The 24,136-nt window shown below is 74.7% G+C and carries 21 protein-coding genes and 1 pseudogene; 9 read left to right on the top strand and 13 right to left on the bottom strand.

The features are described 5' to 3' along the window. Positions 1-66 precede the first annotated feature (66 nt). Entirely contained in the window at positions 67-1,590 is a 1,524-nt protein-coding gene (locus AC07B0_RS00645; RefSeq protein ID WP_478896016.1) for an MFS transporter, read from the bottom strand. Positions 1,591-1,748: 158 nt separating this feature from the next. Here AC07B0_RS00645 and AC07B0_RS00640 point away from each other — a divergent pair, with 158 nt between their 5' ends. Then, positions 1,749-1,925 carry a hypothetical protein gene (locus AC07B0_RS00640; protein ID WP_478896014.1) on the top strand — a complete coding sequence of 59 codons (177 nt, stop codon included), beginning with the start codon at positions 1,749-1,751 and terminating at the stop codon, positions 1,923-1,925. A 66-nt stretch (positions 1,926-1,991) separates the two neighbouring features. Here the strand turns inward: AC07B0_RS00640 and AC07B0_RS00635 are convergent, their stop codons facing one another. Next, positions 1,992-2,237, bottom strand: coding sequence for a DUF6158 family protein (locus AC07B0_RS00635; protein WP_356871937.1), 246 nt, complete (start codon positions 2,235-2,237; stop codon positions 1,992-1,994). 65 nt (positions 2,238-2,302) lie between these two features. After that, positions 2,303-3,373: an AI-2E family transporter gene (locus AC07B0_RS00630; RefSeq protein ID WP_478896012.1), complete on the bottom strand. Its 1,071-nt coding sequence runs from the start codon at positions 3,371-3,373 to the stop codon at positions 2,303-2,305. Between the two features lie 127 nt (positions 3,374-3,500). Between AC07B0_RS00630 and AC07B0_RS00625 the strand changes: the two genes are divergently transcribed. Both AC07B0_RS00625 and AC07B0_RS00620 read left to right on the top strand, forming a co-directional pair. Further along, the gene (locus AC07B0_RS00625; RefSeq protein WP_478896685.1) at positions 3,501-4,793 is read left to right on the top strand and encodes an MFS transporter; all 1,293 of its coding nucleotides are present in this window, start codon (positions 3,501-3,503) and stop codon (positions 4,791-4,793) included. An 85-nt stretch (positions 4,794-4,878) separates the two neighbouring features. Then, positions 4,879-5,616 carry a hypothetical protein gene (locus AC07B0_RS00620; protein ID WP_356871943.1) on the top strand — a complete coding sequence of 246 codons (738 nt, stop codon included), beginning with the start codon at positions 4,879-4,881 and terminating at the stop codon, positions 5,614-5,616. 22 nt (positions 5,617-5,638) lie between these two features. On the opposite strand, the gene AC07B0_RS00615 is transcribed toward AC07B0_RS00620, so the two are convergent. The 4 genes from AC07B0_RS00615 to AC07B0_RS00600 form a co-directional block, all read right to left on the bottom strand. Next, a complete protein-coding gene (locus AC07B0_RS00615) occupies positions 5,639-5,992 on the bottom strand; it encodes a hypothetical protein (protein ID WP_467291925.1) in 354 nt (117 codons plus the stop codon). 105 nt (positions 5,993-6,097) lie between these two features. Then, positions 6,098-6,328, bottom strand: coding sequence for a hypothetical protein (locus AC07B0_RS00610; RefSeq protein ID WP_356871948.1), 231 nt, complete (start codon positions 6,326-6,328; stop codon positions 6,098-6,100). A gap of 142 nt (positions 6,329-6,470) precedes the next feature. Beyond that, the gene (locus AC07B0_RS00605) at positions 6,471-7,139 is read right to left on the bottom strand and encodes a response regulator transcription factor (RefSeq protein ID WP_356871950.1); all 669 of its coding nucleotides are present in this window, start codon (positions 7,137-7,139) and stop codon (positions 6,471-6,473) included. Continuing rightward, entirely contained in the window at positions 7,136-8,329 is a 1,194-nt protein-coding gene (locus AC07B0_RS00600) for a sensor histidine kinase (RefSeq protein ID WP_478896010.1), read from the bottom strand. Before AC07B0_RS00600 ends, AC07B0_RS00605 begins: the two co-directional genes overlap by 4 nt. Before the next feature lie 276 nt (positions 8,330-8,605). On the opposite strand from AC07B0_RS00600, the gene AC07B0_RS00595 reads away from it, so the two are divergent. Next, complete coding sequence (locus AC07B0_RS00595) at positions 8,606-10,807, top strand: MMPL family transporter (RefSeq protein ID WP_478896009.1); 2,202 nt, start codon at positions 8,606-8,608, stop codon at positions 10,805-10,807. Between the two features lie 75 nt (positions 10,808-10,882). Here the strand turns inward: AC07B0_RS00595 and AC07B0_RS00590 are convergent, their stop codons facing one another. From AC07B0_RS00590 to AC07B0_RS00580, 3 genes are all read right to left on the bottom strand, one after another. Further along, positions 10,883-12,676: an ABC transporter permease/substrate binding protein gene (locus AC07B0_RS00590; protein WP_478896007.1), complete on the bottom strand. Its 1,794-nt coding sequence runs from the start codon at positions 12,674-12,676 to the stop codon at positions 10,883-10,885. Then, positions 12,676-13,737 carry a quaternary amine ABC transporter ATP-binding protein gene (locus AC07B0_RS00585; protein WP_356872034.1) on the bottom strand — a complete coding sequence of 354 codons (1,062 nt, stop codon included), beginning with the start codon at positions 13,735-13,737 and terminating at the stop codon, positions 12,676-12,678. Before AC07B0_RS00585 ends, AC07B0_RS00590 begins: the two co-directional genes overlap by 1 nt. Positions 13,738-13,952: 215 nt before the next feature. Beyond that, a complete protein-coding gene (locus AC07B0_RS00580) occupies positions 13,953-14,909 on the bottom strand; it encodes a SigB/SigF/SigG family RNA polymerase sigma factor (protein WP_356871960.1) in 957 nt (318 codons plus the stop codon). Positions 14,910-15,054: 145 nt separating this feature from the next. Between AC07B0_RS00580 and AC07B0_RS00575 the strand changes: the two are divergent. Then, positions 15,055-15,336 (top strand): annotated as a pseudogene (locus AC07B0_RS00575) (MarR family transcriptional regulator); the annotation flags it as partial. A gap of 190 nt (positions 15,337-15,526) precedes the next feature. On the opposite strand, the gene AC07B0_RS00570 reads toward AC07B0_RS00575, so the two are convergent. Both AC07B0_RS00570 and AC07B0_RS00565 read right to left on the bottom strand, forming a co-directional pair. Beyond that, entirely contained in the window at positions 15,527-16,348 is an 822-nt protein-coding gene (locus AC07B0_RS00570; protein ID WP_478896005.1) for a GntR family transcriptional regulator, read from the bottom strand. A 137-nt stretch (positions 16,349-16,485) separates the two neighbouring features. After that, positions 16,486-18,030, bottom strand: a complete 1,545-nt coding sequence (locus AC07B0_RS00565; protein WP_478896003.1) for an IucA/IucC family protein — start codon at positions 18,028-18,030, stop codon at positions 16,486-16,488. Positions 18,031-18,278: 248 nt separating this feature from the next. Between AC07B0_RS00565 and AC07B0_RS00560 the strand changes: the two genes are divergently transcribed. The 4 genes from AC07B0_RS00560 to AC07B0_RS00545 all read left to right on the top strand — a co-directional run bounded on the left by AC07B0_RS00560 (position 18,279) and on the right by AC07B0_RS00545 (position 23,768). After that, positions 18,279-19,757, top strand: coding sequence for an IucA/IucC family protein (locus AC07B0_RS00560; RefSeq protein ID WP_469384925.1), 1,479 nt, complete (start codon positions 18,279-18,281; stop codon positions 19,755-19,757). A 41-nt stretch (positions 19,758-19,798) separates the two neighbouring features. Continuing rightward, positions 19,799-20,455: a class I SAM-dependent DNA methyltransferase gene (locus AC07B0_RS00555; protein ID WP_478866178.1), complete on the top strand. Its 657-nt coding sequence runs from the start codon at positions 19,799-19,801 to the stop codon at positions 20,453-20,455. A gap of 155 nt (positions 20,456-20,610) precedes the next feature. Continuing rightward, entirely contained in the window at positions 20,611-22,119 is a 1,509-nt protein-coding gene (locus AC07B0_RS00550; RefSeq protein ID WP_478896001.1) for an FAD-binding oxidoreductase, read from the top strand. A gap of 23 nt (positions 22,120-22,142) precedes the next feature. Beyond that, entirely contained in the window at positions 22,143-23,768 is a 1,626-nt protein-coding gene (locus AC07B0_RS00545) for a serine protease family protein (RefSeq protein WP_478895999.1), read from the top strand. Here AC07B0_RS00545 and AC07B0_RS00540 read toward each other — a convergent pair. Beyond that, complete coding sequence (locus AC07B0_RS00540) at positions 23,722-24,120, bottom strand: hypothetical protein (RefSeq protein ID WP_478895997.1); 399 nt, start codon at positions 24,118-24,120, stop codon at positions 23,722-23,724. The genes AC07B0_RS00545 and AC07B0_RS00540 overlap by 47 nt on opposite strands. Positions 24,121-24,136: the final 16 nt, after the last annotated feature.

The raw sequence follows: 24,136 nt of genomic DNA, 5'->3' as shown, positions 1-24,136 counted from the left end.
CGGCGTCGGGAGCGGTCCGGGGCGGGGCCGGTGCCGCCCGTCGACGGGCCGGCGCCGCTGGAGGGGTCAGTGGCCCTCGGTGGGCCGCAGGTCGCGGGGGATCATCGCCCAGGTGGTGGCCGCGGCGGCGAGGGCCAGGGCTCCGGCCATGAGGAACGCCGGGGTGATCGCCAGGGTGTAGGCCTGGGAGGCGGTGTTCAGCAGGGCCTCGCCGACGGCGCCGCCGAGCCGCTCGGCGGTGTGCGCCGCCTCGCCCACGGAGTCCCGCACCGCGCTCGCGGCGGGACCGTCGAGGTCGAGCGCGGGCAGGTTGTCCCGGTAGAGGACGGCGGCGGTGCTGCCGAGGACGGCGACGCCCATCGCGGAGCCCAGTTCGTAGCAGGTCTCCTCGATGGCAGCGGCGCTGGACACCTCGTCGGCGGGCGCGGCGGAGATCAGGGTGACGGAGGCGACGGTGGTCGCGATGCCCGCGCCGAGCCCCATCACGGTCAGTGCCGCCGCGAAGGCGGGGTAGCCGAGGCCGGTGAACTGCTGGACGGTCCAGGGCAGGGCCATGCCGGCCGCCAGGACGAGCAGTCCGGCGCCGAGGACGTGCCGGATCGGAAAGCGCTGCATGAGCGTGGGCGCCACCATCGAGGCGCAGATCAGTGCGAGGGGGGCGGGCAGCAGGCGCAGTCCGGCCTCCAGCGGGGTGTAGCCCTGGCCGTACTGGAACCACTGGGTGACCAGGAACAGGATCGCGCCCATGCCCACCATCGGCAGGAAGATCGCGGTCGCGGCGACGCTGAAGGCGGGCTTGGTGAACAGCCGCACCTGGAGCAGGGGGTTGTCCAGGCGCAGCTGGCGGCGGACGAACACGGTGAGCGCGACGGCGGCGAGGACCAGCAGGGCCCAGGGCAGCGGGTCGGCGACGCCGCTCTTGCCGAGCTGCTTGATGCCGCCCGCGAGGGCGAGCATGCCGACGATCGACTGGCCGACGCCCCACCAGTCCCAGCGGCCGGTGCTGCGGGGGGAGCGTGATTCGGGGAGGTAGCGCAGTCCGGCGGCGACGATCACGGCGGCGACGGGCAGGTTGAGGAGGAAGGCGGAGTGCCAGCCGTAGTCCTGGACGAGGAGGCCGCCGACGACGGGGCCGAAGGCCATGCCGCCGCCGAACACGGCGGCCCAGACGGCGAGGGCGAAGGCGCGCTCCTTGGCGTCGGTGAAGACGCCGCGCAGGATGGACAGGGTGGACGGCATGATGGCCGCGCCGCCGATGCCGAGCAGGGCGCGGGCCGCGATGACGTGCCAGGCCTCGGTGGAGAGCACGGCGATCAGCGAGGCCGCGGAGAAGATGCCGAAGCCCGCCATGAGCAGCCGCTTGCGGCCCCAGCGGTCGCCGAGGGCGCCGGCGGTGACCAGCAGTCCGGACAGGGCGAGCGCGTAGACGTCGATGATCCACAGCTGCTGGACGGCGCCGGGCTGGAGGTCGCCGACGAGCGAGGGGAACGCCACGTTGAGGATCGTGGTGTCCATCGAGATCAGCAGGAGGCTGCCGGAGAGGATCGCCAGGACGATCCAGCGACGCGGGTCCGGCGTGGGGGTGCGCATGGGTTTCCGTTCGGTGTGGTGCACGGGTCGGCGGGGCACCCGGGGCGGACCCGGGCGGTGGAGGCGGCGTCCGGTGAGCCTTCTCCGTTCACCTTGATGAGCCCCCATCGCCTCGAATGATACAAAGCCGTCTCACTTGATGCAAAGATGCCTCAGTAGTGCCCCGGTTCGGGCTGCCCGTCGTCACCGTGGGACACGTCGAACGCCTCCCCGGATCCGGGGAGGCGTTCGTGGTCGACGACGGTTCCTACGGCGCGCTGCGCGAGGACGTGGTCACGGAGCTCTGTGCCCGCTGCGGGGCGCCGCGTCCGTTCTTCGGTGGCGCCCGGGTTTGAGGGGCGCCGCGCCGGGCAAAAGCCGACTGCCGCCCCGCGCATTCGCGGGGCGGACCAGTTTTCCGGTCAGTCCTCCCCCGCCGAGCGGGCGCGGGCTCCCGAGCGGGTGCGGCCAGCGGTGGGTGTGCGCTGCGGGTGACGGCGCACGTACTCGTCCTCCAGCTCCTTGAGCCGCTGCGTGTGCGTGGCCAGCGCGTCGTCCGACCCGTACAGCAGCGTCTCGTGGCGCGTGCGGTGGATGGTTTCCAGCTCCTTGAGCAGCCGGCCGTCCTCCAGCTCGCGCGCCTCCGGTCCGCCGGCGTGCTCTGCCATCGCGACCACCTCCACGTCTTACGGTAGGGAGTCCTCCGCCCCCGCGCGCGCGGGCCGGTCCCCGGTCAGCCGGCCGGCCCGGGCGGGGCGGCCGGGGTGAGGGCGGCGTGCGCGCGCAGGGCCGTACGGACCGACCAGACCACCGAGACCAGCGGTACGGCTACCACCGCGCCGACCACCCCGGCGGCGATGGCCCCCGCCACCACGGAGACCGCGACCACCAGCGGATGCAGCCGTACCGCCCGGCTCATCACCAGCGGGTGCAGCAGGTGCCCCTCGATCTGGCCGATGACCACGATCAGCGCGACCACCAGGGCCGCGACGACCGGCCCCTTCGCCGCCAGCGCGACCACCGCGGCCACGCCCAGCGCCACCGGTGAGCCGACGAGGGGCACGAACGCGGCGAAGAACTCCAGCAGCGCGAGCGGCACGGCCAGGGGGACCCCGAGCAAGTACAGCGCCAGCCCGACGAGCACCGCGTTCGTCGCGGCGACCAGCACGATCCCGTGGGTGTACCCGGTGAAGGTGCGCCAGGCCGCGCGCCCGGCGACCCCCACCCGCTCGCGCGCCGGTTCGGGCAGCTGCGCGCAGAACCACGACCACTGCCGGTCCCCGCCGTGCAGGAAGAGCACCGAGGAGAACACGGCGAGGGCCAGCACCGTCAGCACCTGCACCACGTGCCCCGCCCCGCTGACGGCGGTGCTGAGCAGGGTCGAGCGGTGGCTGGAGAGGTAGGCGCCGATCTTGGACTGGACGTCGGACAGCCCCTCGGGATCCAGGCGGAACGGCGGCCTCTCCAGCCACTCCTCGATGCTGTCGAGGCCGTCGCGGAACTCCCGTGCCAAGGTGGTGCTCTCCCCCGCCACCGCCTCCCCCACCAGCGCGAACACGCCGAGGACGAGCACCGCGGTACCGGCCAGGGTGGCCGCGACGGCGAGGGAGCGCGGCAGGAAGCGCGTGAGGCGGCGGGTGGGCGGGCCCAGCAGCGCGGTCAGGACGAGACCGAGGAAGAGCGCCACGCCGATCTCGTGGAAGCGGCCCAGCACGGCGAAGACCGCGTACACGGCGGCGCCGACGACGAGCAGGCGCCAGGCGTAGGAGGCGGCCGTACGCAGGAGCGGGGACACCGTCGGCATGGTCCATGGGTGCCACGGCGGACGGGCCCTGCCACGCGCCGGTGACCGATTTCGCCCGTCCGGGGAGAAAACGCGTTGCCCGCGCGGGCCCGGACACGGACGATGGCACGTCGTGAGTACCTCCCGTTTGACCGCCGTGCTGCCGGATCTCGCCCCCTGGCGGTCCAGCCGCGACTTCCGGCTCCTCTTCTACCAGGGGACCGTCACCTTCTTCGGTTCGTTCATGGCGATGATCGCGCTGCCGCTCCAGATCAAGCACCTGACCGGCTCGCCGCTGGCGGTCGGTGCCATGGGTGCGGTGGAGCTGGTTCCGCTGGTGGTCTGCGGGCTGTACGGGGGCGCCCTGGCCGATGCGGTCGACCGGCGCCGGCTGATCCTGCTGACCGAGGCCGGACTCGGTCTGCTGGCGCTGCTCCTGCTGGTCAACGCGCTGCTGCCGGAGCCGCTGCTGTGGCCGCTGTACGTGGTGGCGGCCGGGGTGTCGGCGCTGACCGGGCTCCAGCGGCCGGCGCTGGACTCGTTGATGGCGCGGATCGTGCCGCACGACCAGCTGTCCGCCGCTGCCGCCCTCAACGGGCTCCGGTACCAGTTCGGAGCGATCGCCGGTCCCGCGCTGGCCGGTCTGGTCGTGGCCTGGGCCGGGTACGCCTGCGCGTACGCGGTCACGGTCTCGGGCTTCCTGGTATCGGTGCTGCTGTGCGCGCGGCTGCGGCCGGCGCCGCCGGCGGGAGGCGCCGTACGGCCGTCGCTGCGGGCGATCGGGGAGGGCGCGCGGTACGCGTGGAGCCGGCCGGTGCTGCTGGGCACGTACGCCGTGGACCTGGCGGCGATGTTCTTCGCCTTCCCCAACGCGATCCTCCCCTTCCTCGCCGACGAGCTCGACGCGGTGTGGGCGCTGGGCCTGATGTACGCGGCCGGCGCGGTGGGCTCCCTGGTGCTGGGCATGACCAGCGGCTGGGTGTCGCGGGTGCGGCGGCACGGGCTGCTCGTGGTCTTCGGCGCCGCCGCGTGGGGACTGGCGATCGCGGCCGCCGGATGGTTCTCCGGGATCTGGCTCGTCCTGCTGTGCCTCGCGGTGGCGGGCGCCGGCGACATGCTGAGCGGGCTGGGCCGGGCCACCATCTGGAACCAGACGATCCCCGAGGAACTGCGCGGGCGGCTCGCCGGGATCGAGGTGCTCTCGTACAGCGTCGGCCCGCAGCTCGGCCAGGTCCGGGCGGGCACCATGGCCGGCTGGACCGGAACCCGGCCGGCGTTCTGGAGCGGCGGTCTCGCCTGCGTGGCCTCGGTGGCCGTACTGGCGGCGCTGCTGCCCAAGCTGATCTCGTACGACGCCGGGACCGACGAGGACGCGCTGCGCCGCCGGGCCGCCCGGGAGGAGGCGGACCGCGAGGAGGATCCGGACCGGATCCCGACGTAGGAGCGGGCGGCGGCGCGGCCCCCGCGACACCCGGAACGGCGGCTTCCGCGATGCGGTCGGGTGGCTTCTCCGGGAGGGTGACGGCATGGGCGCGTGGTGGTACCGCAACATCCTCGAACCGGGCAAGCTGCCGCTGCTCCTGGCGCTGTCCGCGTTCGTCGTCACCTTCGCCGTCACCCGGGTCATCACCCGAATGATCCGGGCGGGCAAGGGTCCCTTCCGCAACGTGACGCCCGGCGGCCTGCACGTCCACCACGCCGTTCCCGGGGTGGTGCTCATGACCGTCGGCGGGTTCACGGCGATCGGGGGCGGCCGCACGGGCTGGGGAGCCGCGCTCTCGGCGGTGCTGTTCGGGATGGGGACCGGTCTCGTACTCGACGAGTTCGCGCTGATCCTGCACCTGAGCGACGTCTACTGGAGCAAGGAGGGCACGGTCAGCGTCGAGGTGGTCATCATGACCACGGCCCTCGCCTCGCTGCTGCTCTGCGGGTTCCTGCCGCTCGGCGTCGACGGGCTGACTCCGGACGAGGAACAGAGCCGCATGACCCTGGTGTCCACGGTGGTGCTCAACCTGCTGCTGGCCGTGGTGGCCCTCTTCAAGGGCAAGCCCCGGATGGCCGTGCTGGGGGCGGTGGTTCCGGTGATCGCCCTGTTCGCGGCGGTCCGGCTGGCCCGGCCCGTGTCCCCGTGGGCCCGGCGCTTCTACCGGACGAGGCCGAAGACGCGGGCCCGGACGATGCGGCGGGCCTACCGGCACGACCGGCGCTGGAGCGGACTGCGGCGCCGGGTCGAGTACCTGATCGGCGGCGCCCCCAGCCGGTAGCGGCCGGGGGCCCGCCCGCGGGTCAGGCTCCGGCCGGCGCGGGGGCGGACTCCCCGTCGAGCTCCCACGCGTGCCGCTTGAACTCCCGCCGGAAGTCGGCGTGGTCCTCCCACTGCCGGGCGATGCCGCGCAGCACGTCCCAGTGGTGCTCCACCGACTGGTCGATGACGTTGCGCATGCGCTGGTCGGCGGTGGCCCGCTTCTCGATGAGCCCCTTCACCGCGGACGCCTCGAGCACGCTGTTGCGCAGGGCGCGCAGGGCCCGGGAGGTGTCGTCCATCGCGAAGCCGCGCTCACTTCCGGTCTCCGCGTCGAACAGCGGGGTGAGCCGCGCCTCGATGAACGCGGTGATCCGCTCGAAGTGCTGCACGTCCATCAGGGGTCTCCGTCTCCTGCCGCGCCGGTGAGCGGCTCGGGTACACGATACGAGGGCCGGACCGCCCCCCGGAGCAGGGGACCCCGCGTGACCGGCCGCTCCGTGTCACCCCGTCAGCGGGGGCGGCGGGGTGACCGCGAGGACGGGGGGCGCCGGTGAGGTGGCGCGGTGTCCGCAGGGCTCGAAGACGAGGACGACGGGTCGGCCGGGCCGTTGGCGCCAGGAGATCCGCTCCGGGGCGGCCGCGCACTCCGGGCAGTCGGGCAGCGGGCCCGGCCGGGTCCGGCCCTCGGGCACGGCCACGAGTACCGACGGCATGGGGTGCGGATCGCGCATGGAGGCTCCCTGGTACGGCGGTTGTGCTCCTGGCACTGTGCCATGCGCACCCCCTCGTCCGCACGGGCGAATCATCCAGTGTTCTCGCTGGTCAGCGGTTCGGGCGCCGGGCGGATTCGGGTCCTCTGCGGGCACTTGGTGATCAAGTGGTCCTCCGTTCGGCCTCGACCAGTCCCGACTCGTAGGCCGCGATGACCGCCTGCGCGCGGTCGCGGACGCCCAGCTTGCCGAAGATGCCGGTGATGTGGTTCTTGACCGTGGAGACGCTGATGTCCAGGTCGGCGGCTATCTCCGCGTTGTCGAGTCCGCCGGCGAGCAGGCGCCAGATCTCCAGCTCGCGGGGGGTGAGCGCGGCGGGCGCGGCCGGGGCGGGCCGGCGCTCGCGCGGGGAGGAACGCACGTAGGCGGAGATGAGCCGGGTGAGGAGCCGCGGGGCGACGGCGGCCTCGCCCGCGTGGACGGTTCGGACGGCCGCGATCAGCTCCTCCGGGGAGATGTCCTTGGGCAGGAAGCCGGAGGCTCCCGCGCGCAGGGCGGCGACCACGTACTCGTCCATGTCGAAGGTGCTCAGGGCCAGCACGCGGGCGCCGGGCCGCAGGGCGGCCAGCCGTTCGGTCGCCCCCACCCCGTCGAGCACCGGCATCCGGATGTCCATGACCACCACGTCCGGGTCCAGCCGCAGGGCCATCTCGACGGCCTCGGCGCCGTCGCCGGCCTCGCCGACGACCTCGACGTCCGGATCCGGGGCCAGGATCAGGGCCAGACCGCGCCGCACCAGCGGCTGGTCGTCGGCGATGAGCACGCGGATCATCGGCGGTGTTCCTCTCGCTCGGCGGCGCCCGCTCCCGGTGCCACCGGGAGCCGGGCCGCGACCCGGAAGCCGCCCGCCTCCAGCGGGGCGGCCTCCAGGGTGCCGCCCTGCAGGGCGACGCGTTCACGCATTCCGATCAGACCGTACCCGCCGCGCCCCGGGGGCCGTGCGGCCGCCGTGCGCCGGCCGGGAACGCCGCCCTGCCCGCCGCCCGTTCCGTCGTCGCTGACCTCTACGGCGACCTCGTCCTCGCGGTACGTCAGCCGGACCCGGGCCCGGGCGTCACCGGCGTGCTTGCGGGCGTTGGTCAGGGCCTCCTGCACGACGCGGAACACGGTGAGGCCGACGGTCGGCGGCAGCTCACGCACCGTTCCGTCGACGGTGAACTCGGTGTCCATGCCCGCCAGCCGGGCCTCCGTGACGATCCGTCCGAGGTCCTCGGCCCCGGGCTGCGGGGCGGGCGGGGTCGCCTCGGGTTCCTCACCGGCCCTCAGGACGTCGAGCAGCTGGCGCATTTCGGCCAGGGCCATCCGCCCCGAGCCCTCCAGGATGACCAGCGCCTCGCGGGCCGCCCCCGGATCGTGCGCGAGGTTGGCCCGGGCTCCGCCGGCCATCAGCTGCATGGTGGTGATGTGGTGGGCGACGATGTCGTGCAGCTCCCGGGCGATGCGGCGGCGTTCCTCGGCGACGGCCCGGTCGGCGAGCCGTTCGCGGTCGGCCTCCGCCTCCCGCTCCCGGTGGTTCATGACCAGGGCCGCCACGACGACGAGCAGCGCGGCGACCGCGTTGGCGGCGACGCCCCAGCCGCCGGGGAGCAGCATGCCGCCCTGTCCGACGGAGGGCATCGGCACCGCGGCGAGGGCCGCCGCGGCGACCACGGCGGGCCGGCAGCTCCGGGCCAGCGTGTACAGGGCGATGATCAGGGCGAGCCCGAAGTGCGGTGCGACCGGACCGGCCGTGTTCACGACCACGCCGAGGGCCAGTACGGCCGTGAACACCAGGACCGGGTGGCGGTGCCGGGCGATCAGGGACATGCCCGCGAGGAGCAGGGCGAACGCCGCGGTGACCTCGATCGGGTTGCCCTCGAACTGGTTGCCGACGGAGAAGCCCAACAGGTCTCCCGCGGCGGCCCCGACCGCCACCAGGGCGTCGTTGCGCGTCCATGCCGGCCCGCCGGCGCGCGTGCTCATCTTCCCGGTCCTCCCCCGGCCCGCTCCGCCCGGCCGGTGCCGGGCCCGTCCGCGGGCGGACTCCGTGGATCCATTCTGGCACCGGCCCGGACCCCCGCCACCGTCCTGCGGTCGGGTCCCGGACCAGGACTCCGGTCCTGGTCCGGGCCGCCGGCCGGACCGTGGTCCCGGTGGCGGGATCCTCCTGTGCCGGGACGCGCGCGGCCCTGGTCACTGATGGTCTGGAGGGGTCCCGGCGGGTCCGTCCGGCGGGACCGCACAGACCGGAGGAGACCAGTGATCCGCGCCCTGACGGGATGCTCGACGAGAAATCCGTGGAAGGTGATCGCCCTGTGGGCGGTGCTGGGCATCGCCCTGACCATCCTGGGCCAGATGTTCGTCTACCGCGCGATCCAGACGGGAAACGGCGACTTCCTTCCCGCGCGCTACGATTCCGCCGCCGCGCTGAGGATCGCCGAGGAGAGCTTCGGGGTGCGGCCGGACTCCAACCCGCTGACGGTGCTGGTGGCGCGGACCGACGGGGCCGCCCTGTCCGCCGACGACGAGCGGCGGGCGGACGAGGTGACCGCGCGGCTGTCCCGGCAGCGGATCGCCATGCCCGTCACCAAGGACACCATGCCCGGGGCGCAGGACCATTCGCAGGTGCCCTCGTTCGGCGGGAGCATGACGGCCCCGGACCGCGCCTTCCGGCTCCAGTCCGTGGAACTGAAGGGCAACCCGGAGGACCCGGGGGTGCAGGACACCTACCGGGCCTTCCGCGACCACACCCGCGAGGCCTTCGATGAGGCGGGCCTGCGGACCGGGTTCACCGGCGGCCCGGCGAGCACCGTGGACGCGGCCGACGCAGAGAAGACCCGCGCGACGGTCGTCGGCGCGGTGATGACGGGTCTGATCGTGCTGCTGCACGTGCTCGTGTTCCGCAGCCTGGCGGCCGCCCTGCTGCCGCTCGTGGCGGTGGCGATCGTCGGCGGCGCGGCGACGGGGGTGGTGGTCGGGGCCTCCATGCTGACCGGCATCCGGCTCGCCCCGTCCACGCCCGGACTCGTCAACGTGGTGCTGGTGGGCATCGGCATCGACTACTTCCTCTTCCTGCTGTTCCGTTTCCGCGAACGGCTGCGGACGCACCCGGAGCAGTCGGGCCGGGAGGCGGCCCGGGAGGTGGCGGGCCGCGTGGGCACCGCGGTCACCTCGGCGGCGCTGACGATCGTGGCCGCGTTCGCCACGCTCGGGATCGCCTCCTTCGGCCAGTTCCGGGTGCTGGGCCCGGCGATCGCGGTGTCCGTGCTGGTGATGCTGCTGGGCAGCCTGACCCTGATGCCCGCGCTGCTCGCCGTCACCGGCCGGGGCATGTTCTGGCCCTCGCGCTCCCTCAAGCGCGAGCCGCGCGCCGGTACGGCCGGATCCCTGGGCGGGCTGGTGGCCCGGCGCCCGCTGGTGCTGGTGCTCGCCTCGGTGGCGTTGCTCGGGGCCCTGTCCGCGGGCCTGGCCGGGATCCGCATGGACTACGGGCAGGGCGGCGCGGCCGGGGAACGTACGGCCGCCGTGGACACGGCGCGGGAGATCGCCCGTTCCCTGCCCGCCGGGGTCTCCGACCCGACCGGTGTGTTCGTCATCTCGCAGGACGGCGCCCCCCTGAGCGCCGAGCGGCTGTCAGGGCTGGCGGGGGCGCTCGCCGGGGTGCCGGGGGTGGGGCGGGTCGCCCCGACCGTGCTGAGCGAGGACCGGCGGGCCGCGCGGATCGACCTGTCGCTGACCGTCGAGTCGGGCCGGCCGGAGGCCCGTGCCCTGGTGGCGGGTCCGGTCCGGGAGACGGTGCGGGCGAAGGCGCCGGCCGGGACCGGGGCGCATGTCGGGGGTACCGCCGCGGTGTTCGCCGACATCGCGGTGGCGGTGGACGAGGACCTCAAGGTGATCTTCCCGGTGGCGGCGGCTCTGATCGGGATCATCCTGCTGGTGCTGCTGCGGAGCCTGCTCGCGCCGGTGGTGCTGATGATCGCCGTCGGGCTGGGCTTCGCGGCCACGCTGGGTGCTTCGGCGCTGGTGTTCCAGCACGGGCTGGGGCGGCCGGGTGTCGACTTCACCCTGCCGCTGGTGCTGTTCCTGTTCGTGGTGGCGCTCGGTACGGACTACAACATCCTGATCGGCGACCGGATCCGGGAGGAGATGGGGAAGCCCGGTTCCGCCCGTGCGGCGGTGGCCCGCGCCGTCCGGCACACGGCGCCGGCCATCGCGACGGCGGGTCTGGTGCTGGCCGCCTCCTTCGGGAGCCTGGCGGTGAGCCCCCATCCCGGTACGCAGCAGATCGGCTTCGCGACGGCGGTGGGGATCCTGCTGTCCGCGTTCGTCCTGTCGGTCGTGCTGGTGCCCGCCCTGACCGCGCTGCTGGGCCGGGCGACCTGGTGGCCGCTGGTGCCCCGGCCCGCCGCCGCCCGGCACGCGCAGCCCGCCGCGGATCCGGAGCGCGTACCCGTCGGCTGAGGACGGCGGCCGGGCGCACGGGGGCGCCGGCGCGCGGAGACCTCGTACGGTCCGCCGCGCACCGGCGCCCCGGGCTCACTTCAGTGCGGCGATCTCCGGGTGGTCGGCCAGCCAGGCGCGGACCGCCTGCTGTTCCTTGCCCTTGCCGGTCTCCTGGATCTTCGCCTCCAGGCCGGTGAGCTGCTCCTCGGTGAGCTTGAAGGAGCGCAGCCACTTCGCCACCTCGGGCTCGTCGGCGGCGAAGCCCTTGCGGGCGAGGGTGTGGATGCCGTCGCCCTTGCCCCAGACGCCCTTCGGGTCCTCCAGCTTGGTCAGCTCGTAGGACGAGTAGGCCCAGTGCGGGGACCACAGGACGGCCACGACGGGTTCCTTCTTGTCGTAGGCCCGCTTGAGTTCGGCGAGCATGCCGGGGGTGGAGCCGTCGACGACCTCGTACTCGCCTTCCAGGCCGTACTCCTTGAGGACCTTGTCCTTGAGGATCCCCATGGCGCCGGCGCTGGGTTCGATGCCGATGATGCGGCCCTTGAACTGCGCGGACTTGCCCTTGAGGTCGGCGAGGGAGCGGACGTCCTTCACGTACGAGGGGACGGACAGCTCCAGCGAGGTGGGGCCGTACCAGGGGCCGAGGTCCTCCAGCTTGTTGCCGTACTTCTCCATGTACTGGGCGTGGGTGACGGGCAGCCAGGCGTCGGTCTGGAAGTCGATCTGGCCGCCGGCGAGGCCGGTGTACAGGGCGCCGGCCTCCAGCTGGCGGGCGTCGACCTTGAAGCCGCGCCGCTCCAGCAGTTCCTTCCAGAGGAAGGTGGAGGCGATGCCCTCGTCCCACGGGATGTAGCCGAGGGAGACGGTGCGGCCCTTGCCGATGTCGGCGGCGCCGGCCGGTCCGTCGTCGGAGGCGGAGCCGCCGAAGGTGTTCAGGCCGCCGGCGACGAGGGCGAGGACCACGGCGGCGGTGACGGCGTAGGCCGGCTGCGGGCGGTGGTTCCACACCTTGGCGGCGCCGCTCGCGGCGGCCCGGGCACGGGCGAGCGCGCGCCGGCCGAGGGGGGACACCTGACGGCCGAGGGCGCCGGTCATCCGGTCGAGGTACATGGCGAGGATGACGATGGACAGGCCCGCCTCGAAGCCGAGGCCGATGTCGACGTTGCCGATGGCCCGGTAGACGGCGCCGCCGAGGCCGCCGCCGCCGACCATGCCGGCGATGACGACCATGGACAGGCCGAGCATGATGACCTGGTTGACGCCGGCCATGATCGTGGGCAGGGCCAGGGGGAGCTGGACCCGTACGAGCGTGTCGCGCGGGGTGGTGCCGAAGGCGTCGGCGGCTTCGACGAGTTCCGTGTCGACCTGGCGGATGCCGAGCTCGGTCATCCGTACGCCCGGCGGCAGCGAGAAGATGATGGTCGCGATGATGCCGGGGACGACGCCCACGCCGAAGAAGATGATGCCCGGGATCAGGTAGACCATGGCGGGCATGGTCTGCATGAAGTCGAGCACGGGCCGCAGGACGGCGCTGACCCGGTCGGAGCGGGAGGCCCAGATGCCGAGCGGGACCGCGAAGGCCAGCGTGACCAGGGTGGCGACGAGGACCAGGGACAGGGTGGACATCGCGTCCTCCCACAGCCCCAGGGAGTCGACGAGCGCGAAGCCGGCGAAGGCGAGCACGCCCGCGAGGAGTCCGCGAAGCCACCAGGCGGCGACGGCGAGGATGCCCGCGAAGAGCAGCGGGGCGGGGGCGGACAGGACGGCGTCGATGCCGTCGTAGAGGCCGGTGACGAGCGAGCTGATCGCGTCGAACAGCCAGGACAGGTGGCGCTGGAGGACGTCGACTCCGCTGTCGACCCAGGCTCCGAGGTTCAGGCGGGGCATCAGGCGGCCACCTCCGTGCAGGCCAGCGGGGGCCGTTGTTCGTCACCCATGAAGGCGACGAGGCGGTCCTGGGGGACGGTGCCGAGGACGGCGCCGTCCTCGCCGGTGACGGCTACGGGGTGCGGGACGCGGGCGCTGACGGCGCAGAGGTCGGCGAGCGAGGTGCCGGCGCTGACGGTCGGGCAGTCGCAGGCGTCCGCGTCGGCGGGGGCCTCGTCCATGACGGCGTCGGCGGTGAGCACGCGGGAGCGGTCGACGTCCTGGATGAAGGAGGCGACGTACTCGTCGGCGGGTCGGGTGAGGATGTCCTCCGCCGTGCCCTGCTGGACGATGCGGCCGTCGCGCATGACGGCGATCCCGTCGCCGAGGCGCATGGCCTCGTTCAGGTCGTGCGTGATGAAGACGATGGTCTTCTTCAGCCGCTTCTGGAGTTCGAGGAGCTGGTCCTGCATGTCGCGGCGGATCAGCGGATCGAGCGCGCTGAAGGACTCGTCCATCAGGAGCAGGTCGGCGTCGGTGGCCAGGGCGCGGGCCAGGCCCACGCGCTGCTGCATGCCGCCGGAGAGCTCGTCGGGCCAGGACGTCTCCCAGCCGCCGAGCCCGCACAGCGCCAGCGCCTCGGCGGCGCGCCGTTCGCGCTCGGCCCGGGGGACGCCCTGGACCTCCAGTCCGTAGGCGGCGTTGGCCAGGACATCGCGGTGCGGGAACAGCGCGAAGTGCTGGAAGACCATGCTGATCTTGGTGGAGCGTACGTGGCGCAGCTCACGCGGGGTGAGGGCGGTGAGGTCCTCGCCGTCGAAGAGGATGCGGCCGGCGGTGGGCTCCAGCAGTCCGTTGAGCATGCGCAGCAGCGTGGACTTGCCGGATCCCGACAGGCCCATGACGACGAAGATCTGGCCGGGCTCGACGCTGAAGGTGGCGTCGATCACAGCCGCCGTCGTTCCTTCGGCGCGCAGCTCGTCGCGGCTGGCGCCGCGTGCGAGGGCGCCGACCGCCGCCGCGGTCTCGTCGGGGTGTCTCCCGAACAGCTTGTAGACGTGTTCGGCCTGGAGCGTGGACACATGCACCTCGGGGGTCGTACCGGATCCGGCCCGCCGATGGGTCCGGCGGGACGGGGAGCGGTGCGGGATCGGCCCGCGCGCGCCTCGTCCTCCGGCCCGTAGGCCGGAGGACGAGGTTCCGCTCCAGCCGCGCGTTTGCCCCGGCGAATGCGGGGCAAACGGGGAGGTGATCCAGCTCACGCCCCGCGCGGGGGTTCGAATCCGCGAGGGCGGGTTCAGGACCGGCCCGCGACGGCGGGGTGCGCCGCCGTTTCGGGATCCTCCAGCATCGAGGTCCGCAGGTGGGCGAGGAGCCGGGTCAGCAGCCGGGAGACCTGCATCTGGGAGATGCCGAGGGCGGTGCCGATCTGGGCCTGGGTGAGCTCTTCCCCGAAGCGCATCTGCAGCATGCGGCGCTCGCGGTCGGTGAGCTGTTCGAGCAGCGGGGCCAGGGTCTGGATGTCCTCGACGAGCTCCATCGCGGGCTCTTCCTCGCCCATGACGTCGGCGAGGGTGTGGCCCTCGGTGGGCCCGTCGCCGTGCTCGGTGTGGGGGGCGTCGAGGGAGCCGCTGGTGTGCCCGTTGGCGGCCACGAGCCCCTCGACGACCTCCTCGTGCGTGAGGTCGAGGTGGGCGGCGAGGTCGGCGACGGTCGGCGAGCGGTCCAGCCGGACCGTCAGCTCCTCCTTCGCCTTGGCGATGTCGATGCGCAGCTCCTGGAGCCGGCGCGGGACGCGGACGGCCCAGCTGGTGTCGCGGAAGTGCCGCTTGATCTCGCCTGTGATGTACGGCATGGCGAGGGTGGAGAACTCGTTCTCGCGGGCCGGGTCGAAACGGTCGATGGCCTTGATGAGGCCGATCGTACCGACCTGCACGATGTCCTCTATGTCCCCGTTCTCACCGCGGCTCCGGAATCGCCGGACGGCGTACTGGACGAGTGAGGCGTTCATCTCGATGAGCGTGTTGCGGACGTACTGGTACTCCGGAGTGCCCTCGGAAAGTTCGCGGAGCCGCTTGAAGAAGGCCTTCGACAGCTCCCTCGCGTCCGACGGGGCGACTTCCCGGGGCTCGTCGATCCGGGGCAGGCCCGCACTGCGGGCGGCGGCCTCGGCGCTCCGGCGGGGGCCGGGCAGGACGGCGGCACTGGCGGCGTCGGTGTCGGTGATGTGGGCGATGGGGGCGGGTACCGGCATGGGGTTCGCTCCTTGGGCTGGTCGGCTTGCGGCGCGGGACCTTGACTGCCGTAGATGTTGGCCTCCTTCCGCTCGTACGTCAAGAAATACCGGAAACCGGTTTCGCGTCTTGCATCACATGAATCAAGTGGCGCATCATGACTCCATGGGGAGCATGACACGTCGACAAAACTGGACATTCCTAACGAATCACGCCCGCGTTCTGGTGACGATCGCCCGGGACCCGGCCGTGCGTCTGAGGGATGTCGCCGTGACGTGCGTACTGACCGAGCGGACGGTGCAGACGATCGTCGCCGACCTGGAGTCGGACGGGTACCTCCGGCGCGTCCGCGACGGCCGGCGCAACCGCTACGAGATCTCCCCGGGCGCCGTCTTCAAGCACCCCGCCGAGGCCGGCGTCCAGGTGGCCGGCCTGCTCGCCCTGCTCACCGGGGCGCCTTCCGCACCGGGCGTCCCGGAACCGCCCGCGGGGGGTTCCGGGTCCGAGGAGCTCGACCTGCCTGAGCTGGACGAGGCCGCACCCGACGCCGTCGCACCGGACGCCCCCGCGGGCGATCCCGCACCGGACCTCAGCGCCGGCCGGCGGGCCCCTTCGGGCTCACCGGGCGGCGCAAGGCTCAGGTGACGCGGAAGCCGATGGCCTCGGGGTCGCGGTGGAAGGTGAGCCGGTCCCAGGTGGGGAAGGACAGGTCGGTGACGGCGATGAGCCGGCCCGAGGCGTCGTGCAGGGTACGGCGCACGGACAGTCCGCAGGAGGCGGCCGTGTCCGCCGGCCGGCTGGTGCGCGTCATGGTGATGGTCTCCGCCGCCCGGCCGTGCGCGGCGGCCCGCTCCAGCCAGCGGTGCAGCGGCCTCAGGTCCTCGTCGCGGGCTGCGCCCTCCCGGTCGAGGTAGCCGGCCAGTTCGGGGGTCCGGGCGACGGTGCGCGGGCAGAGGTGGGTCACCGCGTGCTGGAGCGTCTCCCCGGAGGGGCCGTAGGTGCGGTGGTGGTGGACCAGGGTGCGCTCGCCGCCGCTCATGCCGAGCAGCGCGGCGAGCGAGGGCGGCACCGTGACCAGGGTCAGCCGGGTGCGGGAGGACGGGGGCGGCGGGCCCGCCGCGCGGCCCGGCGCGTACGTCGCCCGCACCGTGTACGCCGCCGGCCGCGCGGCCGGTTCCGGCCTGCGGCGCGGCGGCGCGGCCGTCACGCCGGAAGCGGCGGACGCGGCCCGGGTGCCCCGCCGGCCGGTGACGATCAGCCCGTCGGCGCGCAGTTCCTGGAGGGCGGCGCGTACGGTCTGCCGGTTGACGCCGTAGCGGGCGGCCAGACTGCGTTCGGAGGGCAGCCGGGCGCCCCCGGAGGCGGGGTCGGTGCGGTCGAGTTCGTCCCGCAACGCTGCGGCGATCCGCTGGTACTTGGGCGTGGCGGCCGGGCCGCCGCCCCGCGAGGGGGAGGGCATGGCTTCTCCTCTGACGGGTGGTCAAGGACTGCGCGGTCTGCCCGACCAACGTAGCATTGGTCTATACCTTTCGGTACGGGTGTGGCCCCGACCGGCGCCACCTTGGCCGAATCCCCACTCCGGGAGCCGCCCCCCCCTCAGCCGCGCAGCGGGTTGGGCAACGGCAGGTAGCGCGCGTCGGCGCCGTCCGCCCGGGTCCACCGCAGCAGCAGGTTCGTCTTGGCCGGAAGCCCGGCGGCGGTGAGGAGTCCGGCGATCTCCGGGAGCCCGTACGCGGCGTCGTAGCGCAGGAACTCCTCGCGGACCGCCGGCCACACCGACCCGGCGCACTGCGGATGACGCTCGGCCAGGATCCCCGCGATCTCCGCGAGGTGGTTGACGACGAGGCAGTACACCAGCCGCTGCCAGGCGTCCTCCCGCGGCACGTCCCCGGGGAGTTTCACCCCCTCCGCGTCGCGGAAGAGGGCCTGCACCGGCATGCCCCGGCCGTCGACGGCGACGAGGCAGTTCTGGAGGTGGGCCTCCAGCACGATCCCGTGCCGGGCGAACAGGTCCAGCACGGGAGGCACGACATGGCGCAGATAGGCACGCCACCACGCCTCCGGCGCGACGGCGCCCGCCGAAGCTCCACAGGGGAAGCCCTCCGCCAGTGCGGCGGCCAGCAGCGGCGTCGCGCCCGGGACCACGGCCGCGCGCAAACCGTCGCGGACCAGGACGGCGAGTTCCTCGAAGGCGAAGGAGGCCGTGCGGTACCCCAGGTCCCGGAGCCAGACGGCGTTCGATCCCGTACGCGTCCGCAGTCCGGCGAACCCGGCCTCCACGGCGGCGTCGACGCGCCGCAGCCTGAGCAGGTCGTGCCGCCACAGCCGGCGCACGTCGTTGGTGATCCGCACGTCGAGGCTGAACTTCGCGAACAGGTCGGCCTCCGGGTCCGGCGCGTACACGGTCCGGATCGAGGCGGTGGGCCACACCGGGAGCCGGGTCGGTCCGAGCCGCAGCAGGCGCCCGTCGGCGAAGGCCTCGCGCACGCCCGGGCGTCCGGTGACCAGGTCCAGCTGCCAGGGGTGCGCCGGCAACGACCGGTAGCCGGCGGGCGGACGCGGTCCGCCCAGGAGTTCCCCGAGCGCGTCGACCGCGTCGGACGCCGCCGGGCCGCCCTCCTCGACGGCCTGGTCCTCGCGCAGCCCGAGCAGGACCAGCGGGAAGCTCGCGCGGGCCTCGGGGGCGTACGGCAGCCAGCCCGAGGCGGGCGCCCCGCCGCGGGCCTTGGGGGCGGGGTGGTGCGGATGGCCCATCACCAGGGCCTGTTCTGACCGGAGGTACGGGTCCTGCGGCGGCTCGGCGACGGCCCGCGCGGCCAGCAGCGCGGCGACGGTGTCGCGGCTGTCGGTGATCTCGCCGGGGAGCTCGTCGTTGGGGACGCCGGTGTACCGGAGCAGTTCGTCGGAGGTCAGCTTGACCAGTTCCGCGTGGGTGAGCGGATGCCAGCCGTTCTCGGTGGCCAGTTCCGGGTCGGTGGGCCGGCGCCCGCCGCGCACCCGGAGCCGGCGGCCGCTGCCGCGCAGCCGGTGCACCTGCCCGCCCTCCGCGTCGGCCGCTTCCCGCAACAGGCAGTTCAGGAGCGGAGTGGCGGCGTATGCGTCGGCGGCGGCGTTGAGGTCCACTGGTTCCATTCGGTCCATCCGGAGCGCCGGCGACCCGCGCGCGGGTCATCGGCCGTGATCTTCAGTATCGGCGATGATGACATGATCATCAGGCAAAGCGATCCGAAAGGAACGGGACCCTGGACCGCAGCACGCACCTCCCCGGCCCACCCGGCTCACCGGACCCGTCGGGATCGTCCGCCCCGTCGGAACCGTCCACCCGGCCGGATGCCGTCGCCCCTCCCGGCCACCCTGCCTCACCCGCCGAGGAGGGCGTCGCCGCCGCGCTGGCCGGCGTACGCCCCGCCCTCGGGCCGGCGTACGAGGCCGCGCTGGACGGGGCGCGGGCGGCCGTGCTCACCCGACTGTGGCGGGCCCTGGCCTTCGAGCCGCTGCCGTGGGTGCTGCACCGGGAACACGGCCCGGACTCGCTGACGCTGCGTCTGACGGGGGGCCGCCGGCTGGAGGGGCCGCCCGCGGACCCGTACGCGACCGCTGCCTACGTGAGCGAGGTGCGCCTCGACGGGCGCGTCCACCGGCAGGCCGCACGGCTCGTCACGGCACTGGACGTACCGCACGGCGCCGCCTTCGCCGCCGAGCTGGACGACAGCACGGCCTCCCTCGCGCTGTCCCGGGCCGGGCAGCCGGCAGGACCGCGGGCGGACCCGACGAGCACCTGGGAGTGGGAACAGCGGGTGGTCGACGGGCATCCCTACCACCCCAACTGCCGCTCCAGGCCCGGCTTCTCGGTGGCCGAACAGCTGGCGTACGCCCCCGAGCACGGGCCGCTGGTCGAGCTCGGGCTGCTCCCCGTCCGGGCCGAGGAGTGCCTGGTGACCGGGGAGTGGCCGCAGGAACTGCGGGACGGCGGCCGGATCCTGGTCCCGGTCCATCCGTGGCAGGCGGAGCACGTGCTGAAGGGCGAGGGCGCCGCGCGGGCCGGCGGTGCGGGCGGGATCGCGGCGCATCCGCTGATGGCGCTGCGCACGCTCGCCCCGGCGGACGGCGGCGCCCACGTGAAGACGGCGCTGAGCACCCGGCTGACCTCCTCCGTACGGGACATCTCCGGCTACTCCATCGAGACGGCGGCCGTGGTCTCGGCATTCGCCCACGCCCTGACCGAGCGGCTCGACGGCCGGCTCCACATCACCCGCACCCTGGGCGCGGCCACCGCGCACAGCCCGGACCTGGCGGCGGTGCTCCGCGAACCTCCGGAGGCTTACGCCGGCCCCGGGGAGCGGGTCGTGCCGGTGGCGGCGCTCGCGGGCACCTCCCTGGCGCGTTCCGCCGCGTGGCGGGCCGGTTTCGCCCGCCTCGCGCTCTCGGTGTGCCTGCGGGTCCTCGACCTCGGGGTGGCCCTGGAGGGCCACGGCCAGAACCTCCTCGTGGTCCTCTCCCCCGCCGGTGACCCGCTGCGCCTGGTCTACCGGGACCTCGCCGACATCCGGATCAGCCCGGCGCGCCTGGCCCGGCACGGGCTGCCGGTACCGCCGCTGTCGGGCCGGCTCGTCACGGACGACGAGGGGGTACTGCGGCGCAAGCTGTTCGGGTCGCTGGTCGCCGGGGCACTCGCCTCGACGGCGGGTTCCGGGGCGGCCTTCGGGGAGGACCTCGCGGCTGCGCTCGACGGGGTCGCGCCCACCGCCGACACCGGGGCCCTGCGCGCCGGGCCGCTGCCGGTGAAGGCGCTGACCCTGATGCGGCTGAGTCCGGGCGTGGCCGGGGACCAGTGGGCGTGGCTTCCGCATCCGCCGGGCGGAGGCTGATCGGGGGTGAGTCGCGGGGCCGGGCGGGCTACGTTCAGGGCATGACAGAGACCTCGTACCTCCATTCCGTACGGGCGTCCTACGACGCCGTCGCCGTCGACTGCGCCCGGCTGGCCGGGCCGGCCATGGCGGCCAGGCCGCTGGACCGGGCGATGCTGGCCGCGTTCGCCGAATGCGTGCGCGGTGGTGGCGGGGGCGGGGCGGTCGCCGACCTGGGCTGCGGCCCGGGCCGGGTGACGGCGCACCTGGACGGGCTCGGCGTACGGACGTTCGGGGTGGACCTGTCCCCCGCGATGGTGGCGGTGGCCCGGCGCAGCCATCCGGGGCTGCGGTTCGAGGTGGGCTCGATGGCCGCGCTGGACGTGGCGGACGGGGTACTGGGCGGGGTCGTGGCCTGGAACTCGACCGTTCACACCCCGCCCGGGGAACTCCCGGCCGTCTTCGCGGAGTTCGCGCGGGTCCTGGCGCCGGGCGGCTACGCGCTGGTGGCCTTCGAGGCCGGGGAGGGGCGGCGCCGGCTGGAGCACGCCTACGGCCATCCGGTCGACCTCGACGTCCACCGGACCCCGCCCGCCCTGATCGCCGACCTGCTGACCGGGGCCGGCCTGCCGGAAACGGCCCGCCTGACCCGCGAGCCCACCTCCGACGAAGGCTCCCCACAGGCCTTCCTCCTGGCCCGCAAGCCCCCGGCGGGCTGACGCCGGAGCGCGTGGGCCGCCGGAGGGCCTCGGAGCGGGGGCGCAGGGCCCGGGGCTCGTACGGGTGCGCGGTGCGATAAGCCGTTCGGGCGACAATAGGGTGCCGGCGGGCCCGCCTTCTCCGCGTTCGGGCCGCGCGGTGGCAGGAAGGGGGGATGACCCTCCCACGCCGCCGGGTCCTGGCGGGCACTGCCGCCGCCGTCCTGGCCACCGCCGGGGCCGCCGGCCGGGCCCCCGACTTCGGGGCGCTGGCGCGGGCGATGGACGGCCGGCTGATCCTGCCGGGTGACGGGGACTACGCCGAGGCCCGGCAGCTGTTCCAGCCCCGCTACGACTCCGTCGCACCGGCGGCCGTGGCCTACCCCGCGCACGCCGGTGACGTCGCCGTCTGCCTGGACTTCGCCCGCCGCGCGGCCGTACCGGTGGTGCCCCGCGGCGGCGGCCACAGTTACCCGGGGTGGTCCACCGCGGCCGCCGGGCTCGTGGTCGACGTGGGGGCGATGGCCCGGATCACGGTCGGGGGGACCGAGGCCCGGATCGGCGCGGGCGCCCGCCTCGCCGAGGTGAACGCGGTCCTCGCCGCGCGGGGCCTGGGCGTCCCGGCCGGGCTGTGCCCCTCCGTCGGCATCGCCGGCCTGACCCTGGGCGGCGGGCTGGGCCTGTCCTCCCGCGCCCACGGAACCACCTCCGACCGGCTCCTCGGCGCCCGGATGGTGACCCCCGACGGGGTGGTGCGGGAGACCGACGCCGGAACCGACCCGTCGCTGTACTGGGCCCTGCGCGGGGGCGGCGGCGGCAACTTCGGGGTCGTCACCGAGTTCCGGTTCCGCACCCATCCGGTCGGTGACGCCGCCACCGCCGAACTGCACTGGCCCGCCTCCGATTCCCCGTCCGTGCTGGGCGGATGGCAGCGCTGGCTGGGCGCGCTCCCGGATCCGTTCTGGAGCCAGGTGGAGTTCACCCTGGAACCGGGTACCGCGTCCGTTCCGGCCGTACGGGTCGTCTGCCTCGACGGACGTGCCGAGCTGGAGCGGCAGCTCACCCGGCTCGCCGGCCTGGTGGGGCGGGAGCCGCGCGACAGCCGGGTCGTCGTACGGAGCCACGGGGACACCCTGCGGGCGATGGCCGGCTGCCAGGAGCGGACCGAGGCACAGTGCCGGTTGCCGGGCACCCTGCCCGGCCGGGACCCGCGCGGCCGCCTGGGCCGGGACTCCTACACGGCCCGCTCCGACTTCTGGAACGCGCCCGGACTGCCCGACGGCGCGGTGCGCGCGGTGCTGGACGCGGTCCGGCGGTACGAGCGGGCCGTACCGCCCGGCGGGCGCGGGGTGATCCAGCTCGACGGGGTGTGCGGCGGGGCCGTGAACCGGGTACCGGCCGCCGCGACCGCCTTCGTCCACCGCGACAGCGCCTTCCTCGCCCAGTACCTCGTCTACTGGCCCGATTCCGCGACCGCCGCCGAGGTCGCCCGGCACGAGGGCTGGCTCGACCGGCTGTGGCAGGACCTGCGCCCGTGGGCGGGCGGCCGCGCCTACCAGAACTACGCCGACCCGAAGCTGACGGGCTGGCGGGAGGCGTACTACGGGCCGAACCTCCCCCGGCTGGAGGAGGTCCGGCGGTCCTACGACCCCGGCCGGCTGTTCCGTTTCCCCCAGGCCGTCTGATCCGTCACGAACAGGAGCAGGGCATGCGACGTATGTTGACGGCGGTGGCGGCCACGGCCGCACTGCTGCTGCCCGGCGGGCCGCTGCCCGCCGCCGGGACGGCGAGCGCGGAGGCGGCCGCCGGACAGTGGTCCGCGCGCGAGGCCGCCGCGTTCTGGACGGCGGAACGGATGGCCTCCGCCCTCCCGGTCCCCGACCCGCCCGCCGATCCCCCCGCCGGCTCCCCCGGACCGGAGCCGGCGGCTCCGGACACCCCCGCGCCGGACGGCCTGACGGCCGGAACCCCGGCGGGCCCGGGTCCGGCGGGCGCGGCCCCGGGGGCCGCGGACCCGGCGGCGGGAACTCCGGCTCCGGCGGCCCCCGTTCCGGCCGAAGAGGCCCCGGTGGGGCAGGACCCGGCGGCGGGAACTCCGGCGGGGCAGGTTCCGGAGTCGGGGCAGGCCGCGACCGGGCAGGCGCCGGCCGGGCAGGTTCCGGCGGCCGGCGTCCCGGCCGGACCGGCTCCCGGGGCGGATCCCGTACCGGCTCCCGGGGCGGAGCCCCCGGTGGCCGGGAACTCCGGGCCGCAGGAACCGGCCGCCCCGGCGTCCACACCGGCTCCGGCGGGTGAACCGGCCCCGCCCGGCCCCGCGCCGGCTGTCCCGGAGGCCGGCACCGGCGTCCCCGCGGCCACCGGCGCCCCCGCGGCTCCGCCGTCCCCGGCCGGCAGCCCCACTCCGGCGGCTCCGGACGTGCCCGTCCTCCCCGGCGCGCCCGCGACCCCGTCGGCCCCCGTCACCCCGACCGGGCCGGCGCTGCCGACGCCCGTCCCCGCACCGGTGCCCGCACCCGCCGACACCCTTCCCGCGCCCGCCCCGCGTCCCGTGCGGCCGGTCCCGAAGCCCACGCCGAAGCCCGTCGCCGCGCCGATCCCCGCGTCCGCACGGGCCGGTGTCGGCAAGGACTTCGACGGGAGCCCGGCCGTCGGGCGGATGTTCGTCATGAAGGGCGGCGGCGCGTACTTCTGCACCGCCAGCGTGGTCTCCTCCCCCGGCCGCAACCTGGTGCTCAGCGCTGCGCACTGCCTGCTCGGTCCGGACTCCCGGCAGGTGGCCTTCGTACCGCGCTACACCAAGGCGAAGCCACAGCCGTACGGCATGTTCCCCGTGCTGCGGGACGCCGCCGGGCGCCCGAAGATGTGGATCGACCCCCGCTACCGCCGCGAGGGGGCCGACCGCGCCGCCACCCTGGACGCCGCCTTCGCCCAGGTCGGCCCGAACGCGCGGCGGACGGCCGTGGAGACCGCCGTCGGCGGGAACCGCCTCGTCACCGGGGCCACCTTCGCGCACGCGCGGGTGACGCTGATCGGCTACCCGTCGTCGGCGGCACGCCCGCGCGTGTGCTTCAACCGGACGACGAAGTTCACCAGCCGGGACGCGAAGATCCCCGGCTCGTTCCTGCGGATCGCCTGCACCGGCTATCCGGGCGGCACCAGCGGCGGCCCGTTCCTCACCCGCTACGACCAGCGCACCGGCACCGGCGACGTGGTAGGCGTCATCGGCGGCTGGAAGACCGGCGGGACCCACCCCGACACCTCCTACAGCGCCTACTTCGGCGCACAGATCAGGAAGCTGTACCAGGCAGCGGTCGCCGGGGCGCGGGTGGGGTGAGCACCCGCACCCAGCGGGTGCGGCGCGGGTTGCCCACCGTGCGCGGGGTGGCCGGGACACCGTCCCCGGCGGTCAGCGGGTCGGCCGGGGCGAGGGCGAGCTGGCGGCGCAGGTCGGCGAGGGCGGCGTGCACCGGCGCGAGGATGACCTCCGCGCGGGGGTGGATGAGGGCGAGGGCGTGCGCGGTGGTCTCGATCGTCTCGGCGGCGTCCTCCGCGGCGGTACGGCTCCACCCGCCGGGTTCGCCGTCGCCCCACGGCACGACGGCGTCGTAGAGGTGACAGGCGGCATCGGCCGCGGCGTCGGCCCGTTCACCGACGCCCGGCGCCGCGATGGTCGGCAGCAGCTCCATGCCCGGTCAACGAGCG

It is taken from the genome of Streptomyces sp. NPDC044704 (genome assembly GCF_056433525.1).
The sequence above is the reverse complement of the archived record's forward strand: the minus strand, read 5'-3'. Positions and strand labels throughout refer to the sequence as shown.